This window comes from Pseudomonas sp. PB105, from assembly GCF_009764655.1.
Classification (GTDB): Bacteria; Pseudomonadota; Gammaproteobacteria; order Pseudomonadales; family Pseudomonadaceae; genus Aquipseudomonas; species Aquipseudomonas cyclaminis.
This window is the reverse complement of record NZ_RWIO01000081.1, coordinates 1-16,173: the sequence shown is the minus strand read 5'-3', so window position 1 is coordinate 16,173 and position 16,173 is coordinate 1. Positions and strand designations below refer to the sequence as shown.

The window sequence follows — 16,173 nt, the reverse complement described above, 5'->3', positions numbered from 1 at the left end:
GCTTTCGTGCGCCCCGAATTTGGAAAAAACCATGACTGACACCGTTTTAAGTACCCCGGTAAAACTGGGCCATCACACGCTGACCAATCGCGTCGTGCTGCCCCCGCTGACCCGCCAGCGCAGCGCCCAGCCCGGCGATATCGCCACCGACCTGATGGCCGAGTATTACCGCCAGCGTGCCAGCGCCGGGTTCATGGTCAGCGAAGGCACGCAGATCGAACCCCGTGGCCAGGGTTATGCGTGGACACCGGGCATCTACACCCCGGCGCAGATCGACGGCTGGCGCAAAGTCACCGACGCGGTGCATGCCGACGGCGGGGTGATCTTCGCCCAACTGTGGCATGTGGGGCGCGTCTCCCATAACGCCTTGCAGCCAGGCGGTGCAGCACCGGTGGCGCCTTCTGCGCTGGCGGCCTTGCAAGCCAAAGCCTTCATCGCCACCGGCCCTGGCGCCGGCGAACTGGTGCAACCCCCGGTGCCGCGCGCGTTGAGCACCGCTGAGGTCAAGCAACTGGTGGGGCATTACGCCCAGGCGGCGCGCAACGCCGTGGATGCCGGGTTCGACGGGGTGGAAATCCATTCGGCCAATGGTTACCTGGTCAATCAGTTCATCTCGGCCCATTCCAACACCCGCGATGATGAATACGGCGGCTCGCTGCAAAACCGCCTGCGTTTTCTGCGTGAGATCGTCGAAGCAGTCAGCGCCGTCGTCGGTCCGGAACGCCTTGGCGTGCGGTTCTCGCCGTTGTTCAGCGGCACTGACGAAGACCGTGTGTACATCGGCCTGGTGGAAGAAGACCCGCACCACACCTATATCGAAGCGATCAAGGTGTTGGAGGCGTCGGGCATTGCCTATGTGTCCATCGCCGAGGCCGACTGGGACAACGCGCCGATCCTGCCTGACAGCTTCCGTGAAGCCGTGCGCAGCACCTTCAGCGGTCGCATCATCTATGCCGGTCGCTACACCGCTGAACGCGGCGCGAAACTGGTCGAAGCCGGGCTGGCGGATTTGATCGCATTCGGGCGGCCGTTCATTGCCAACCCGGACCTGCCGCAGCGGATTTTTAATGGCTGGCCATTGAATCCGCTGCGCGAGGCAGGGATGTATGGTGGCGGTGAGGAGGGGTATATCGACTATCCCACGTACCTCGGGTAGTCATGCAATCAATGTGGGAGGGGCTTGCCCCCTCCCACATTTGATGTCTAGTGCCTGCTGGTTACGCGACCCGCAACACAATCTTCCCAATATGATCCCCACCTTCCATCCGTGCATGGGCCTTGGCGGCGTCGGTGTAGTCAAACACCTGGTCGATGATCGGCAAGCAGCGCCCGGCCTCCAGCACCGGCCAGATGTACTCGCGCAGCTGTTCGGCAATCGCGGCTTTTTCGTCCTTGGTGCGTGCGCGCAGCAGCGAGCCGGTGATCACCGCGCGTTTGCCGAGGATGGTCAGCAGGTCGACGTCATTGGCCTTGGCGCCGCCGAGAAAGCCCAGCATCACCAGGTGCCCGTCCATGGCCAGGGCCTTGAGGTTGTTGTTGAGGTACGAGCCACCCATGATGTCGAGGATCACGTCCACGCCCTGGCCGTCGGTCTGTTGGGCGATGACCTCGGCAAATGCCTGCTCGCGGTAATTGATCGGCTCGGCGCCCAGCTTCCTGATGGCCGCGCACTTGTCGGCGCTGCCGGCGGTGGCGAAGGCCTGGATGCCGAACTCTCGGCACAACATCAGTGCGGTGGTGCCGATGCCGCTGGTGCCGCCATGGATCAGCACCCGTTGGCCGGTATGCGCATCGCCGAGGCCGAACAGGTTGGCCCACACGGTGAAGAAGGTCTCCGGCACGGCGGCGGCTTGAATCCAGTCCATGCCTTCGGGGATCGGTAAGGCCTGGCCGGCGGGCACCGTGCAAAACTGCGCGTAACCGCCGCCATTGGTCAGGGCGCATACCTTGTCGCCGAGGCCGAACTCGGTCACGCCGTCGCCCAGCGCCACCACTTCACCGGCCACTTCCAGACCAGGAATCGGGCTCATGCCGGGTTTCATCGGGTACTTGCCTGCGCGTTGCAGGGCGTCGGGGCGATTGACCCCGGCGGCGTGCACGCGGATCAGGATCTCGCCGGGACCGGCCACAGGTGTTGGCGCCTGGCGCGGTTGCAGCACCTCCGGGCCACCGGGGCTGGTGATTTCGATCAGGGTCATGTCGTTAGGGAGTGTCATTTGAAATTACCTGCAGCGATGAGCGTATGGAGTGGGACCGCATCGGGCGGCCGGCGGTTCAGCCAAAGCATGCCCAGTTCCAGTGCCAGGGCGACCACTATCGCCCCGGCGGCGATCATGAACAACAGCACAGGCTTGCAATCTTGCGCGCTGCTCAGTGGACACAATCCACCGTTCAACCAACAGGGAGCACCTATGAGCGAATCAAGACATCAGGATCTGGGGCTGTTGTTTCTACGGGCGAGCGGGGCGCTGTTCCTGCTATGGGTGCATGGTGTGCCCAAGGTGCTCAACTACAACGAACAACTGCAACTGATCGAAGACCCGTTTCACCTCGGCGCCCACGTCACGCTGCTGCTGGCGATCTTTGCCGAAGTGCTGTGCCCGGTGCTGATCGTTGCCGGCGTGTGGGTGCGCCTGGCGTGCCTGCCGATCCTGGCGGTGCTATTGATCGCCATGGTGGTGGTGCATCCGCAGTGGACGGTGTTTGAAGGGCAGTTCGGCTGGCTGCTGTTGATCATCTTCACCAGCGTGCTGATTGCCGGGCCGGGGCGCTTTGTGCTCGGCCAGCGTTTTGCCTGAATAAAAAAAGGCCGGGTAAACCCGGCCGAATAAGGAGAGCGGTTTCAGCGATTGAGGAACGCCAGCAAGTCTTCGTTCAATGCCTGGGCGTGGGTCACGGCAAACCCGTGGGGCGCGTCCTTGTAGACCTTCAACTCGGCGCCCTTGATCATCTCGGCGGCCACTTTACCGGTGGTTTCGAACGGCACGATCTGGTCACCATCACCGTGGATCACCAGGGTCGGCACGTCGATCTTGGCCATGTCCGGACGGAAGTCGGTTTCGGAGAAGGCGGTGACGCAATCCACGGTCGACTTGAGGGACGCCAGCATGGCGATTTGCAGGGTCTGCCTCAGGGTGCCTTCGGAGACCGTCTGCCCCTTGTTGAGACCGAAGAACGGCGTGTTGAAGTCCGCGATGAACTGCGCACGGTCCTTGAGCAGGCCGGCCTTGATGCCGGTGAACACGTCCAGCGGTACACCCTGCGCGTAATCCGGCTGCTGGCCGAAGATAGGCGTGACTGCACCCAACAGCACCAGCCCGGCCACCCGGGCGCTGCCGTGACGGGCGATGTAGCGCGCCACGTCGCCGCCGCCCATGGAGAAGCCCACCAGGGTCACGTCCTTGAGGTCCAGGTGTTCGATCAGTTGCGCGATATCGTCGGCGAAGGTGTTGTAGTCGTTGCCGGTCCACGGCTGGTCCGAGCGGCCAAAGCCACGGCGGTCGAACGCGATGGTGCGGTAGCCACGGCTGCTGAGGTATTCCATCTGGTATTCCCACATGTCGGCATCCAGCGGCCAGCCGTGGCTGAACAGCACGGGTTTACCGCTGCCCCAGTCCTTGAAATAGATCTGGGTACCGTCTTTGGCAACGAATGTGCTCATGGAAAACTCCTGGTTGAGGGGGGCGATAAGACGCTGGCGCACTATTGCCGTAAACCTGACGAAGGGCTTGTACGGGTGTGCTCGGTTGAACGGTTCAGCGTCTATGCTGGTCCACTGACCTCCACAGTCTGATCACGCAGGTGAACGAAATGGCCAAGACCTACAGCTACGCCGCCCGGGACTCCAAGGATTCGCTCAAGCCCTTCACCTTCGAGCGCCGTGCGCCAGGGGCGGACGATGTACAGATCGACATCCTCTATTGCGGCGTGTGCCACTCCGACCTGCACACCGCGCGCAACGAGTGGAACAACACCCTGTACCCCTCGGTACCCGGCCATGAAATCGTCGGCCGCGTAACGGCGGTGGGCGCCAACGTGAAAAAATTCAAGGTGGGCGACCTGGCCGGTGTCGGCTGCATGGTCGACAGCTGCCAGCACTGTCCATCCTGTGCCGAAGGCGAGGAGCAGTACTGCGAGAACGGCTTTACCGGCACCTACAACGGCCCGGTATTCGGCGGTGAAAACACCTTCGGCGGTTACTCCGACAGCATCGTGGTCAAGGAAAAGTTCGTGCTGCGCATCTCCCACGACGATTCCAACCTGGCTGCGGTGGCGCCGTTGCTGTGCGCGGGCATCACCACCTATTCGCCGCTGCATCACTGGAAGGTCGGCCCCGGCAAGAAGGTCGGCGTGGTCGGCCTCGGTGGCCTGGGCCACATGGCGGTGAAGATCGCCCATGCCATGGGCGCGCACGTCACGCTGTTCACCACTTCCCCCAACAAACGCGAAGACGGCCTGCGCCTGGGCGCGGACCAGGTGGTGGTGTCGAAGAACCCGGATGAAATGGCCAAGGTCGCCAACAGCCTGGACTTCATCCTCAACACCGTCGCCGCACCGCACAACCTCGACGTGTTTCTCAACCTGCTCAAGCGCGACGGCACCATGACGTTGGTCGGCGCCCCGGACAGCCCGCACCCGTCGCCAGCGGTATTCGGCCTGATCTTCAAGCGTCGCAGCCTGGCCGGCTCGTTGATCGGGGGCATCCAGGAGACCCAGGACATGCTGGACTTCTGCGCCAAACACGGGATTGTTTCGGATGTGGAGATGATCGATATCCAGGGTATCAACGAGGCGTATGAGCGGATGCTCAAGGGCGATGTGAAGTACCGGTTCGTGATCGATATGGAGAGTTTGAAGAAGGAAAGCCACGCGGCCTGAGCCTCGCTCTCCAATCTACCGAATAACCCTTTTGGGAGGGGGCTTGCCCCCCAGGCTCACGGCCGTTGCGGCTTGACCGATGTACCAAAGGTATTGCCCATGCGCACGCTGGTTGCCGCCGGGGTGAATAAGCCCACGGCGTTTGGCGGGCGTTTTTCCACGGACAGGTTTTGCGCCTCACGGTTTTTTTTCGCCGCCTTGGCTGCATTCGTGTCATTGCCCATGTGTTGGCCCAGGCAGCCATAGTCGGGCGCCTTGTAGCCATCCACCGTGACTTCGGTGCAACCGCCGGGCGCGTTGTCGGCGTGGGCGAGCAAGGGCAGGGCGGCGCACAGCAACAGGCTGGCGAGCGTCGGGAGCAGCTTCATCATGGCCTCCTGGCAGGCCCGAGGGAGTGGGCCGGTAAGGCTTTGGAGTCTAGTGCAGCCGGCTTCTCGTCACCGTGATGTTTTTTTTGCTATCACCGTAACATCAGGTTCATAAACGGGCCTCAGGATGACGGTTTTCTAGGGCGCGTCGGCCGTGCAGCGATGCAACGCAGGGGGTGAACAGGGGGCCTGGAGGCGCGCCGTATGCGCCCTGGTCTTGCTGTTGCTGCTGGCCGGCGGCAGCGCTGCGCGGGCGCAGTCACCGCCGTTGTTACTGAACCTGCCCGCGCAAGACCTTGAACATGCCTTGCAAGCCTACAGCCGCGCCACCGGGATGGCGGTGCTGGTGGACCGCGAATTGACGCGGGGCCGTCGCTCCTTTGGAGTGCGCGGTCGTTTCACGGCGCAGGAGGCTCTGGCGATGTTGCTGACGGGGAGCGGCCTGATGGCACGTTATGCACGCAGCGATGCGTTTACCTTGCAGTTGCCCGAGGTCAGCCAACCGCCCCCGGCTCGTGGTGCGGCGGCCCGCAGCGCTGCGCGGATCAATAACAGCTACGCGACGGCCTTGCAGCAGGCCATCGAGACCAGCCTGTGCCGTTCGCCCTTGACCCGGCCCGGCAGTTTTCGTGCGCTGGTGCAGGTGTGGGTCAACCGCGACGGCAGGATCGAACACAGCCGGCTGGTCAGCTCCACCGGCGATGAACAACGCGATGAAGCACTGGTTCGCGGCCTCGGCGCTGCGCGGGTGGAACGCCCGGCGCCGAGTTCACTGCGCCAACCACTGACTTTGCTCTTGATGCCCGACACCACAGGAACACGCATGGAATGCACAGCCGTAAAAGGAGCCTCGGGCGGATGAAAAATACCGGGCACAGTACGATGGTCAGCTTGTTCCTGGCATCCTACGAAGACTTCAAGGTGCGCTTGCGCAAGCGCTTGGGCTCGGAAGACCTGGCCAACGACGTCCTGCACGAAACCTACCTGCGGGTCGACCGCATGGAAGTGCCGCCGAACCTGGCGCAACCCAATGCCTACCTGTACCGCATGGCCCTGAACATCGCCGCCGACCGCCGCCAAGCCGACGCCCGCTTGCTCACCGGCAGCGAGGTGGAAGAATTGCTGCAAAGCGCCGACGAAGCCCAGGACCCGTCGCGGGTGGTGGGTGGCCAGCGAGAAATCCAGTCCCTGGTCAAAGCCCTGTATGAACTGCCCGCGCGTCGCCGCAAGATCCTGATCGCCGCCCGCCTGGAAGAAGCGCCGCACCTGGAAATCTCCCAGCGCTTCGGCATCTCCACGCGCATGGTGGAGAAAGAAATCAAGGCCGCCCTGGGGCATTGCGCCAAGCGTCTGGAAAGAAAAGTGATCCAGCGGTTCGGTCCCGGCGCCGGAAAACCGTCTTAGTGTTGAGTCCCTGATAAAACCGTGAGTATGTGCGCGCTTGAACATTTTTAGCCTCTCCCTCGCCCGGCCGTCCGCCGCCAGCCCCTTGCACGATGAAGCTCGCGACTGGCTGCTCCTGCTGACCTCGGGCCGCGCCACCGTGGCCGATGCCAAGGCCCTCAAAGCCTGGTGCGACCAGAGCACTGAGCATGCCCAGGCGTTTGAACAGGCCAAAGGGTTGTGGCAGCAATTGGCACCTGCGCTGGAGCAAACGTCTGCGCCGCGTCAGTTCGGGCGTCGCGCATTCCTCGGTGCTGCGATTGCCGCGTCGGCGGCGGTGGTGATGGTGCGCGTCGGTGTGCCAGGCGGTTTTTCCGGGCTCACGGCGGACTATCGCACCGAGGTCGGCGAGCAGCGCCAAGTGTTGTTGACTGACGGCGTGAGCCTGGAACTCAACACGCAGACACGCATCAGCCGGGTGGGGCAGGGGATTGAACTGCTCGAAGGCGAGGTCGAGGTCGTCGCCCATATTGCGCAACCGCTCAAGGTCCAGGCCGGGGAAGGCTGGGTGAGTGCGGCGCAGGCGCGGTTCAATGTGCGGCATACCGATCACCGGGTGTGCGTCACCTGCATCGAAGGATCGCTGTCGGTGGACGTTGGCGGCAACAGTCTGAGTTTGGGCAGTGGTCGGCAAATAAGCTATGACGCTGCCGGGGTCAGTGCCGTGACGACGGTGGACACGCAGGCGGTGGTGGCCTGGCGTGAGCAGGTACTGGTGTTCGATAACGCGACGCTGGCGACGGTGGTGGATGAAATCAACCGCTATCGGCCGGGGATGCTGGTGCTGCTTAACAAGGAGCTGGGACGGCGCCGGGTGCAGGCGCGCTTCAGTCTGCAGCAGTTGGCGGGCGTGGCGCTGTTGATTCGGGATGCGTATGGGGCCAAGTGTACGGAGTTGCCTGGGGGCGTTGTGTTGTTGAGTTAGGCTAGGTCTCTGCAGTTGAGCCCAGCCCAAATGTGGGAGAGGCGGTGCGACGATTCGCCTTGCCCCCGATAGCTGTGGGTCAGTCAAAGTTGCATCAACTGACACTCCCTCATCCTCCCGTGAAAGTCAGGCAGATGACCGAGCCTCGTCGGGTGTACTCGGTTCAAATGTGGGAGGAGGCTTGCCTCCGATGGCAGTTTGTCGGTGTACATATCCGTTGTTGGAGTAACGGCGGCTTATGGTTCCGCTCTTACAGCGGGTCACTTTTGTAAAGGCACAAAAGTAACCAAAAGGCCTTCGCCCCAACACTCGGCACCTCGCTTAGGCTCGGTGTGCCCTCACTCCGGCTTGAATCCGTGGGCCGCCGCAATGGGCCATCCATGGCCCAGTGCGGCTAACCCGGCGTCCTGCCGGGTTGCCCACGGATTCAAACCTGCGTTCGGCCAGCGTGTTTGACGGGGCGCCTGAGATCAAGAACAAGATCAAAAACCAAAGCAACAGCGCGATAACCATCGGTTGTGTAGATACCCATGCTCATCGGGGCAAGGCGAATCGTCGCACCGCCCCTCCCACATTTGGATCTCCATACATCAGGCAGATGTCAGCCAGCATCGGCGCTGGCGCTGGCTTTTGATCTCAGTCGCCCCCCACCCGCAAAGGCCCCAGCACCTGCCGATACCGCTCCACCCCCTGCGCCGTCTGCCTGACCAACCGAATCTCCAACCCCAGCGGATCCGCCCGCCGATTCCCACTCAACTGGCGCCAGCCCTTGTCCGCCTCCCACACCCGCACCTGCAAATCGCTGACCCCGGTCAACACCACGACCCCATCCTTGGCCGCCGGTAACGGAAACCGATCCCGCGCCGGCGCGGCGGCGCGATACAGGCTATCGCCCTTGAGCCACCAGCGCACCCGCTGCAAGCCATCGCCTGCCACGGGGGCACTGCGGATCACGTCCAACTGAAACCCTTTGCTGTCGGAGCTGCGAACGGAAACGCCAGCCAACCCATCGGCGCCGTCTTTCGGCACAGTCAGTTCCACACTGGCCCTGAGGCTGATGTCCCGTTGCAGCTGGTTCAGTACGCGCAACATGGCCTCAGTCTGTTCCGTGCTCGCCTGCAGGTGATGATCGGCACGGGTCACGCTGTCCAACCCGCGCCAGGCGATCAGGCTGACTACCGCCATGAGCATGATCGCGACCATCACTTCGATCAGCGTAAAACCTTGTTCAGCGCGCTTCATGGCAGGCTCACCACACGCATCAAACCGGCGGCATCCCGTTGCAGGCTGAGGCTGTGTTGCCCGTCGGACAGCACCACGCGCACGGGTGGGTTGATCCACTCGGCATCGAGTACCAGGGTCTGCCTGGGTTCGATGTTGATCTGCATCGACGGGCTCTCCCATAGACGTGGGCGCAATTGGGCATCGCCCTTGAACGCCTCCATGCCCATTCCGTCCTCACTGCGACGATTGAAGCGAAACCCCTTGGCATCGGCGCGCCAGGTAATCGGGCGGCCGTCGGCGCGGGCTTCGGCCTGGGCCACTTGCAACAGCTGGCTCAGGCGCTCGGCGTCTTTGCGCAGCAGGTGCAGCGGGTCGGGCTTGATGCTCAGGCTGATGGCGGCACTGGCAATGCCGATGATCACCAGCACGACCATCAGCTCGATCAGGGTGAAGCCGTGTTGTTTCATCGCGGGGCACCTGCTGAACTGGCGAGGTTGTGAAATAAAAACGTGCGAATTGGCCTGTACGCTGGAGACTCGGACAAACAGGAGGTCCCACCCATGGCTTTTTCCCTGCGATTTTCCCCCGCCCAGGGCGTGCAGATCGGCGCGCTGCTGGCGGCCTTGGCCGGCGGCGTAGTGTGGACGCCACTGTTGCTCACCTCCGCGCAATCCCATACGCCCCAGGCCACCCCGCAGGCCCTGGCGGCACGCAGTGATAACCCGGCGCTGCAATGGTTTTCCAATGCGCCGACGGCGTTGCAGGTCAAGGTCACTGGCGTGCTCGCCGGCGCGCGCGGTGCGGTGGCGATCCTCAGCCTCAACGACGGCCCGCCACGCAGCTTTCTATTGGGTGAGCGCCTGAGCCCCGGCGTGCGGCTGACGGCCATCGAAGGCGATGGTGTGGAGATTGAACGGGGCGGCGAGAAACTGCGCGTCAACCTCGACAAGCTGCCGGACGCTCCCGCATTGCCGCGCCTCACTCGGCCATGACCTGAGTGGCAAGGCGCGCCAGGGGCGGCGCTTCGCGACTGGCGTCGAGCACCAGGACGGTGATCTTAAACAGCGGGCCATCGGCGCTGACGGTCTGCTCGCAGCGCAGTTTCAGGCGGCCCTGATCGCACTCGATGGTCTGCTTGCCGCTGCGCAGACTGCCCTCCAACCGGGCTTCCGCCAGGCGACTTTGCGCCGCCAGCAGCGCCATCGACTTGTCCCGCAACAGCCCGTTGCTCTGGGTCATCAACCCAGCCACACGCACAGCGGCGGCCATGGCCACGGCAATGATCGCCAGCGCCACCAGCACTTCAATCAGGGTAAATCCTCGCTCGTTGCGATGGCCGTACATGACGCTCTCAAAGCCTGGAAACAGGCCCGCAGACTAGCGCCGCGAGTTGACCGATTGGCGACCGAACCTCCCGAGGATTTTCAATACGACTGACATGTGTTCTTGCAACACTGCGCCACGAAATGCACTCACCCAAGGAATGTCGAGATGGATATCGCGCGCCTAACGTCCCCATTGCCAGGCCCTCGCGGCCAGCGTGGCTTTACCTTGATCGAGATCATGGTGGTGGTGGTCATCCTCGGGATCCTGGCGGCGATGGTGGTGCCCAAGGTGCTCGATCGGCCGGACCAGGCGCGGGCCACGGCGGCCAGGCAAGACATCGGCGGCTTGATGCAGGCGCTGAAACTCTACCGCCTCGACCACGGCACCTACCCGAACATGAACCAGGGCCTGAAAGTGCTGGTGGAGCGCCCGGCGGATGCCAAGAACACCAGCTGGCGCGCCTACCTCGACCGTTTGCCGAATGACCCGTGGGGCCACCCGTACCACTACCTCAATCCGGGCGCCAACGGCGAAGTCGATGTGTTCTCCCTCGGCGCCGATGGCCAGCCGGATGGCGATGGTGTGAATGCCGATATTGGCTCCTGGCAGTTGTAAGGCGCGCCATGAAACGGTATTCGCCCCCAGTGGTGAAGCAGCGCGGCATGGCGATTATCAGCGCGCTGCTGATCGCCGCCGTGGTGGCGGTGATCGCCGGCGCCATGCTCACGCGCCAGAGCGTGTTTACCCGCAGCCTGGAAGCCGAGCAGATGCGCATCCAGGGCCAGTGGCTGTTGCAAGGCGGCCTTGAGCGCAGCCGGCAGATGCTGTGGGAAGCGCGCCAGAAAGACGTGCTGACCCGCCTGGACCAGCCGTGGGCCAGTGCCCAGGGCGGTGCGTTCGAAGGCCGGGTTGAAGACGAGCAGGGCAAGTTCAACCTGCGCAACCTGGTCAATCGCCAGCGGGTGGATGTCGAGCAAGTGCAGAGCTTCGAACGCCTGTGCCGCCTGATCGGCGTTGACCCGGCCGTCAGCCGGCGCATCAGCCAGCGCGTGATCGCGTCCTATGAGCAACTCGACACGCCCGCCAGATACCCGATGCTGCGCAGCCTGGATGACTTGAGTGGTATCGAAGGCCTCGACCCCGAGGTCGTGCGGCGCCTGCAGACCTATATCAGCGTGCTGCCCGACGTCACCTGGGTCAACGGCAACACCGCCCGCGCCGAAGTGCTCAGCGCCGTGGTGCCGCAACTGAGCCTGTCCCAGGCCCAGGCGCTGGTGGCTGAACGTGACGGCGGGCACTGGTTTATCAACCGGGGGGATTTCGTCAACCGTCTGCACTTGCCGCAGGTGGCGGTGGACACGGTGCAGGTGGGCATCACCAGCGAGTGGTTTCGCCTGCAGGGCCAGGCGCGGCAGGCGCAACGGCGGGTGACCCTTGATGCGCTGCTGCACCGTCCGGAGAGTCGCCGGCCCCAGGTGATCTGGTCGCGGGTGGGCGTATGAAACGCTTGCGCATTGCCTTGCCGCCGCTGGCTGAATTGAGGGTCGACAGTCGGGTGAAATGGGCCTGGCTGGAGCGTGGCGCGGTGGTCCGCGAAGGTCATGAAAGCCTGGTGCAATTGGGCAAGGGCCGCCACGCGGTGGACTGTTTTCTGCACCCCCGCGACAGCCTGCTGACGAGCCTCGAATTGCCGCCATTGCCCGCCGCCAAAACCCAGGCCGCCGTGGCCTGCGCGGCCCAGGCGTTGATCCTCGGCCCGGTGGAGCAGATGCACGTGGCCCACGGCCCCCGGGAAAGCGACGGCCGCGTGCAGGTCGGCTGGGTGCCCAAGGCCGGGCTGGAGCGGCTCGGTCAGGTCCTGGCGCTGGCGCAACTCAAACTGCGCGGGCTGTACCCGGCGCCCTACGCGTTGCCCGTGGGCGCAGCGGCGCTGGACGAAGGCTGTTTGTTGACCCGCGACAGCCTGCAACAAGCGGCGGTGCACCCGCTGGGGTTGCAGGCCCTCGATATGCCGCTGGTGGACGCTGCGCAACGTTGGGCCGGTGCCGTGCCCGCCTGGGGTTTGCACGCACGCCTGCGCGAAGGCTCCAAGGGTGGGTGGGGCCGGGCGCTGGCCTGTGTCGCGCTGGCTGCGCTGGTCTGGACGGTTGGCCTCAATCTGTATGCCGCCCGCCAGGCGGATGAAGGCTTGCGGCTCAAAGCGTTGATGAGCCAGCAGGTACGCCAGGCGTTTCCCGAGTTGCCGGTGGTGCTCAACCCGTTGCAGCAGGCCCGCCAGCAACTGACGGCACGCCAGACCGGCGCCGCCGCCGATCCCGGCCAACGCTTTCCCAGCCTGCTGCAACTGGTGGGCAGCCAGTTGCCGTTCATGGTGGGCAGCGTCGACACCCTGACCTTCGAACACGGACGCTTGCAACTGGCGTTGCTGGCCGACAGCCGTAGCCCGGCCGTCGAGGGCGAGTGGCAGGCGGCCTTGGCGCAGGCTGGGTTTGCCGCCACGCGGGACGACCATGGCTGGAGCATTGCCCCCGCGCAGGTCGTAGAAAAACCGGGAGCCGGCGATGAATAAATGGCACCGCATGCGCGGCCAGACCCAGGTGTTCTGGAACGGCCTGGCCCTGCGTGAAAAACGCATGCTGGTGGGCATCGGCCTGGTGCTGGCGAGCCTGTTGACCTGGCTGGTGCTGGTCCAGCCCGCGTTGAAGAAGATCGACTATTGGCAAGCCGAAACCCCCAAGCTGCGCGCCCAGGCCGCCGCCTTGCAGGTGCTGTTGCAGGACGTCACCGCGCCTCGGCCCGCCGATGAGGCGGCGCTGCGCCAGGCCCTGGACAGCGCCGGTCTGCAAGGCCATTACCAGTTGCAGGCGCTGGACGCCGGCGGTTGGCGCCTGACCTTCGACAACGCCCCGGCCGACGCCGTGGTGGGCTGGTTGCTGGGCAATCCCCGTTCATTTTCTCTGGAAGTGTCCGAGGCGCGTTTGCAACGTGCCCCGGACGCCGTCGACACCTCGGCCGGCACTGTGTCCGGGACCGTTCGCATGGATCAGGCGCTTGGCGCTAAGGAAGCTTCATGAAGTGGTCAGTCCCCCCTTTTCGTATGGCCGCGCCACTGCTGTTGCTGGCGCTCAGTGCATGCAGCAGCCAGGAGGCGCCCAAGCCGTTGCTGGTGGACAGCGAACTCGGCCAGCCGTTGGCCGACACGCGCCGCAGCGGCGATAGCGTGCTGGATCGCCAGCGCGAACTTGTCCCCAAGCCCGCCGTGCAGCATCGGGTGACCAACAGCGCCCGTGGCCAGGCCCCGGCGACGGTCAAGGCGCGTAACCCGTTGGGCGACCAACCGGTGCAACTCAACTTCGTCGACGCCGATATCCAGGCGGTGGTGCGCGCACTGTCCCGCGCCACCGGTCAGCAATTTCTGGTGGATCCGCGTGTGAAGGGCAACCTGACCCTGGTCAGCGAAGGCCAGGTCCCCGCGCATCAGGCCTACGACATGCTGCTGGCCGCGTTGCGCATGCAGGGCTTTAGCGTGGTGGATGTAGGCGGCGTGGCCCAGGTGGTGCCGGAGGCCGATGCCAAGTTGCTCGGCGGGCCGATCTACAGCGTTGGCAGCAGTGGCATGCAGACCCGCACCTTCCGGCTGCAATACGAAAACGCGGTGAACCTGATCCCGGTGCTGCGCCCCATTGTGTCGCCGAACAACCCGATCAACGCTTACCCCGGCAACAACAGCATCGTCATCACCGACTATGCGGAAAACCTGGCGCGGGTTGCACAGATCATCAGTGGCATCGACACCCCCAGCGCCATCGACACCGACGTGGTGCAGATCCAGAACGGCATCGCTGTCGACATCGCCGCCATGGTCGCCGAATTGCTCGAAACCCAGGGCGCCGACCAGACCCAGAAGATCAATGTGATCGGCGATCCGCGTTCCAACTCGATCATCATTCGCTCCGGCAGCCCCGAACGCACCGAGCTGGCGCGCAACCTGATCTACAAGCTCGACAACGCCCAGAGTAACCCCAGCAATATGCACGTGGTGTACCTGCGCAACGCCCAGGCGGGCAAGCTGGCCCAGTCGCTGCGCGGGTTATTGACCGGCGAGAGCGATTCCGGCGTCAGCGACGAGGCGCGCGGCAAACTCAGTGCCATGGGCGGCAACGGCCAGACCACCACCCCAGCCAGCAACGCGCAGAACAGCAGCGGCACGCCCACCGGCAGCGGCGTGCAATCGGGCTATGGCCAGGACCCCCAAGCTACCGGCAGCCCGTCCAAGGACCAGGACACCGCGTTCAGCGCCGGCGGCGTGACCATCCAGGCCGACGCCACCACCAACACCTTGTTGATCTCCGCGCCGGACCCGCTGTACCGCAACCTGCGCGAAGTGATCGACATGCTCGACCAGCGCCGCGCCCAGGTGGTGATCGAAAGCCTGATCGTGGAAGTGGGTGAGGACGACGCTACCGAGTTCGGCGTGCAATGGCAGGCCGGCAACCTGGCGGGCAGCGGCGGGTTTGGTGGGGTCAACCTCGGCGGCAGCGGCTTGAACGGCACACCCGCCAGTCCCACCAGCATTGATGTATTGCCCAAGGGCCTGAACATTGGCCTGGTCAACGGCACCGTGGATATTCCAGGGATCGGCAAGGTGCTCGACCTCAAGGTGCTGGCCCGCGCCTTGAAGAGCAAGGGCGGCACCAACGTGCTGTCCACGCCCAACCTGCTGACCCTGGACAACGAAGCGGCGAGCATTTTTGTGGGGCAGACGATTCCGTTTGTCACCGGCAGCTATGTCACCGGCGGCGGGGGCACCAGCAACAACCCGTTCCAGACCGTGCAGCGTGAAGAAGTGGGGCTCAAGTTGAACGTGCGCCCGCAGATTTCCGAGGGCGGCACGGTGAAGCTGGATATCTATCAGGAAGTCAGCAGTGTGGATTCCCGGGCGTCGGTGGCCGCGGGGACGGTGACTAATAAGCGGGCGATTGATACCAGCATTCTGTTGGATGACGGGCAGATCATGGTGCTGGGTGGCTTGCTGCAGGATGGTTATAGCCAGAGCAACGACGCAGTGCCGTGGCTGTCGAGCATTCCGGGGCTGGGGGCGTTGTTTCGCAATGAGAAGCGCAGTGTGAGCAAGACCAATCTGATGGTGTTCTTGCGGCCTTACATCATCCGTGACAGTGGGGCGGGGCGGGCGATTACGTTGAATCGCTATGACTATATGCGCCGGGCTCAGGGTGGCTTGCAGCCGGAGCATAGTTGGGCGATGCCGGATGTGCAGGCGCCGCAGTTGCCTTCGGTGGAGAAGGCGATTCCTGCAGGGGCACGGCCATGAGCCTGCTGTACACAGAACTAAATGTGGGAGGGGGCTTGCCCCCGATGGCGGTGGGTCAGTTAAAAATTTGCCAACTGACACTCCCTCATCGGGGGCAAGCCCCCTCCCACATTTGGACTGTGTACTCCAGTGGGAGAGGGGTATGAGCCTGCTGCCCTACGCCTGGGCCAAATCCCAGCGCATCCTGTTGCGGCCCGGTGACGAAGGCATGCTCCTCACCGTCTGCCCTTCAACCCCCGGCTGGTCCATCAGTGAAGTCCAGCGCCAGTTTGGCGAGTCGCCGATTGAGCAGGTGCGCGACGACGAACTCGACGGCCTGCTCGCCAGCGCTTATGCCGACACGGGCAGCGCCGCCGCTGTGGTCGGTGCTGCTGAGAACGAGGTGGACCTGGACCGCCTAATGCAGGACATGCCCGAAATCACCGATCTGCTCGACACCCAGGACGGTGCGCCGGTGATCCGCATGATCAACGCCTTGCTTACCCAGGCCGCCCGCGATGAGGCGAGTGATATCCACATCGAACCCTACGAAACCCATTCCGTGGTGCGTTATCGCGTCGACGGCACGCTGCGCGATGTGGTGTCGCCGCGCAAAGCGCTGCACGGTGCGTTGGTGTCGCGGATCAAGATCATGGCCCAGCTCGATATCGCCGAAAAACGCCTGCCCCAGGATGGGC

General features: G+C 64.0%; 19 protein-coding genes. 13 read left to right on the top strand and 6 right to left on the bottom strand.

The window, feature by feature from the left end:
- The first annotated feature begins 31 nt into the window (after positions 1–31).
- Positions 32–1,156, top strand: coding sequence for an alkene reductase (locus tag EJD88_RS19340; RefSeq protein ID WP_112196943.1), 1,125 nt, complete (start codon positions 32–34; stop codon positions 1,154–1,156).
- A 61-nt stretch (positions 1,157–1,217) separates the two neighbouring features.
- Here the strand turns inward: EJD88_RS19340 and EJD88_RS19335 are convergent, their stop codons facing one another.
- Positions 1,218–2,216: an NAD(P)H-quinone oxidoreductase gene (locus EJD88_RS19335; RefSeq protein WP_158878776.1), complete on the bottom strand. Its 999-nt coding sequence runs from the start codon at positions 2,214–2,216 to the stop codon at positions 1,218–1,220.
- A 195-nt stretch (positions 2,217–2,411) separates the two neighbouring features.
- On the opposite strand from EJD88_RS19335, the gene EJD88_RS19330 reads away from it, so the two are divergent.
- On the top strand, positions 2,412–2,798 hold the full coding sequence (locus EJD88_RS19330; RefSeq protein ID WP_099586421.1) for a DoxX family protein: 387 nt from the start codon (positions 2,412–2,414) through the stop codon (positions 2,796–2,798).
- Positions 2,799–2,842: 44 nt separating this feature from the next.
- Here the strand turns inward: EJD88_RS19330 and EJD88_RS19325 are convergent, their stop codons facing one another.
- Entirely contained in the window at positions 2,843–3,661 is an 819-nt protein-coding gene (locus EJD88_RS19325; RefSeq protein WP_158878775.1) for an alpha/beta fold hydrolase, read from the bottom strand.
- Between the two features lie 149 nt (positions 3,662–3,810).
- Here EJD88_RS19325 and EJD88_RS19320 point away from each other — a divergent pair, with 149 nt between their 5' ends.
- Positions 3,811–4,878: an NAD(P)-dependent alcohol dehydrogenase gene (locus EJD88_RS19320; protein WP_112194802.1), complete on the top strand. Its 1,068-nt coding sequence runs from the start codon at positions 3,811–3,813 to the stop codon at positions 4,876–4,878.
- Between the two features lie 56 nt (positions 4,879–4,934).
- On the opposite strand, the gene EJD88_RS19315 is transcribed toward EJD88_RS19320, so the two are convergent.
- Complete coding sequence (locus tag EJD88_RS19315) at positions 4,935–5,246, bottom strand: hypothetical protein (RefSeq protein WP_158878774.1); 312 nt, start codon at positions 5,244–5,246, stop codon at positions 4,935–4,937.
- Between the two features lie 217 nt (positions 5,247–5,463).
- Here EJD88_RS19315 and EJD88_RS19310 point away from each other — a divergent pair, with 217 nt between their 5' ends.
- Genes EJD88_RS19310 through EJD88_RS19300 form a run of 3 tightly spaced genes read left to right on the top strand, consistent with a single transcriptional unit; the run spans position 5,464 to position 7,614 of the window.
- Positions 5,464–6,108, top strand: coding sequence for a secretin and TonB N-terminal domain-containing protein (locus tag EJD88_RS19310; RefSeq protein WP_099586425.1), 645 nt, complete (start codon positions 5,464–5,466; stop codon positions 6,106–6,108).
- Positions 6,105–6,650, top strand: coding sequence for an RNA polymerase sigma factor (locus EJD88_RS19305; protein WP_099586426.1), 546 nt, complete (start codon positions 6,105–6,107; stop codon positions 6,648–6,650). Before EJD88_RS19310 ends, EJD88_RS19305 begins: the two co-directional genes overlap by 4 nt.
- Positions 6,651–6,687: 37 nt before the next feature.
- Entirely contained in the window at positions 6,688–7,614 is a 927-nt protein-coding gene (locus tag EJD88_RS19300; protein ID WP_158878773.1) for a FecR domain-containing protein, read from the top strand.
- 636 nt (positions 7,615–8,250) lie between these two features.
- On the opposite strand, the gene EJD88_RS19295 is transcribed toward EJD88_RS19300, so the two are convergent.
- Positions 8,251–8,856: a type II secretion system protein GspJ gene (locus EJD88_RS19295; RefSeq protein ID WP_099586428.1), complete on the bottom strand. Its 606-nt coding sequence runs from the start codon at positions 8,854–8,856 to the stop codon at positions 8,251–8,253.
- Positions 8,853–9,305 carry a type II secretion system minor pseudopilin GspH gene (gene gspH, locus EJD88_RS19290; protein ID WP_099586429.1) on the bottom strand — a complete coding sequence of 151 codons (453 nt, stop codon included), beginning with the start codon at positions 9,303–9,305 and terminating at the stop codon, positions 8,853–8,855. Before gspH ends, EJD88_RS19295 begins: the two co-directional genes overlap by 4 nt.
- A 93-nt stretch (positions 9,306–9,398) precedes the next feature.
- On the opposite strand from gspH, the gene EJD88_RS19285 reads away from it, so the two are divergent.
- Positions 9,399–9,830 carry a type II secretion system protein N gene (locus EJD88_RS19285; RefSeq protein ID WP_158878772.1) on the top strand — a complete coding sequence of 144 codons (432 nt, stop codon included), beginning with the start codon at positions 9,399–9,401 and terminating at the stop codon, positions 9,828–9,830.
- Here the strand turns inward: EJD88_RS19285 and gspI are convergent.
- Complete coding sequence (gspI, locus tag EJD88_RS19280) at positions 9,817–10,182, bottom strand: type II secretion system minor pseudopilin GspI (protein WP_099586431.1); 366 nt, start codon at positions 10,180–10,182, stop codon at positions 9,817–9,819. The genes EJD88_RS19285 and gspI overlap by 14 nt on opposite strands.
- A 147-nt stretch (positions 10,183–10,329) precedes the next feature.
- On the opposite strand from gspI, the gene gspG reads away from it, so the two are divergent.
- From gspG to EJD88_RS19250, 6 genes are all read left to right on the top strand, one after another.
- Positions 10,330–10,779, top strand: coding sequence for a type II secretion system major pseudopilin GspG (gene gspG / locus EJD88_RS19275; RefSeq protein ID WP_099586432.1), 450 nt, complete (start codon positions 10,330–10,332; stop codon positions 10,777–10,779).
- Between the two features lie 8 nt (positions 10,780–10,787).
- The gene (gene gspK, locus EJD88_RS19270; RefSeq protein WP_158878771.1) at positions 10,788–11,666 is read left to right on the top strand and encodes a type II secretion system minor pseudopilin GspK; all 879 of its coding nucleotides are present in this window, start codon (positions 10,788–10,790) and stop codon (positions 11,664–11,666) included.
- Complete coding sequence (gspL, locus tag EJD88_RS19265) at positions 11,663–12,733, top strand: type II secretion system protein GspL (RefSeq protein ID WP_158878770.1); 1,071 nt, start codon at positions 11,663–11,665, stop codon at positions 12,731–12,733. Before gspK ends, gspL begins: the two co-directional genes overlap by 4 nt.
- A complete protein-coding gene (gene gspM / locus EJD88_RS19260) occupies positions 12,726–13,238 on the top strand; it encodes a type II secretion system protein GspM (RefSeq protein ID WP_158878769.1) in 513 nt (170 codons plus the stop codon). The genes gspL and gspM overlap by 8 nt, the downstream gene beginning before the upstream one ends.
- Positions 13,235–15,496, top strand: a complete 2,262-nt coding sequence (gene gspD, locus EJD88_RS19255) for a type II secretion system secretin GspD (RefSeq protein WP_158878768.1) — start codon at positions 13,235–13,237, stop codon at positions 15,494–15,496. The genes gspM and gspD overlap by 4 nt, the downstream gene beginning before the upstream one ends.
- A 142-nt stretch (positions 15,497–15,638) precedes the next feature.
- A partial coding sequence (locus tag EJD88_RS19250) for an ATPase, T2SS/T4P/T4SS family (protein ID WP_178121991.1) occupies positions 15,639–16,173 on the top strand: 535 nt, incomplete at its 3' end.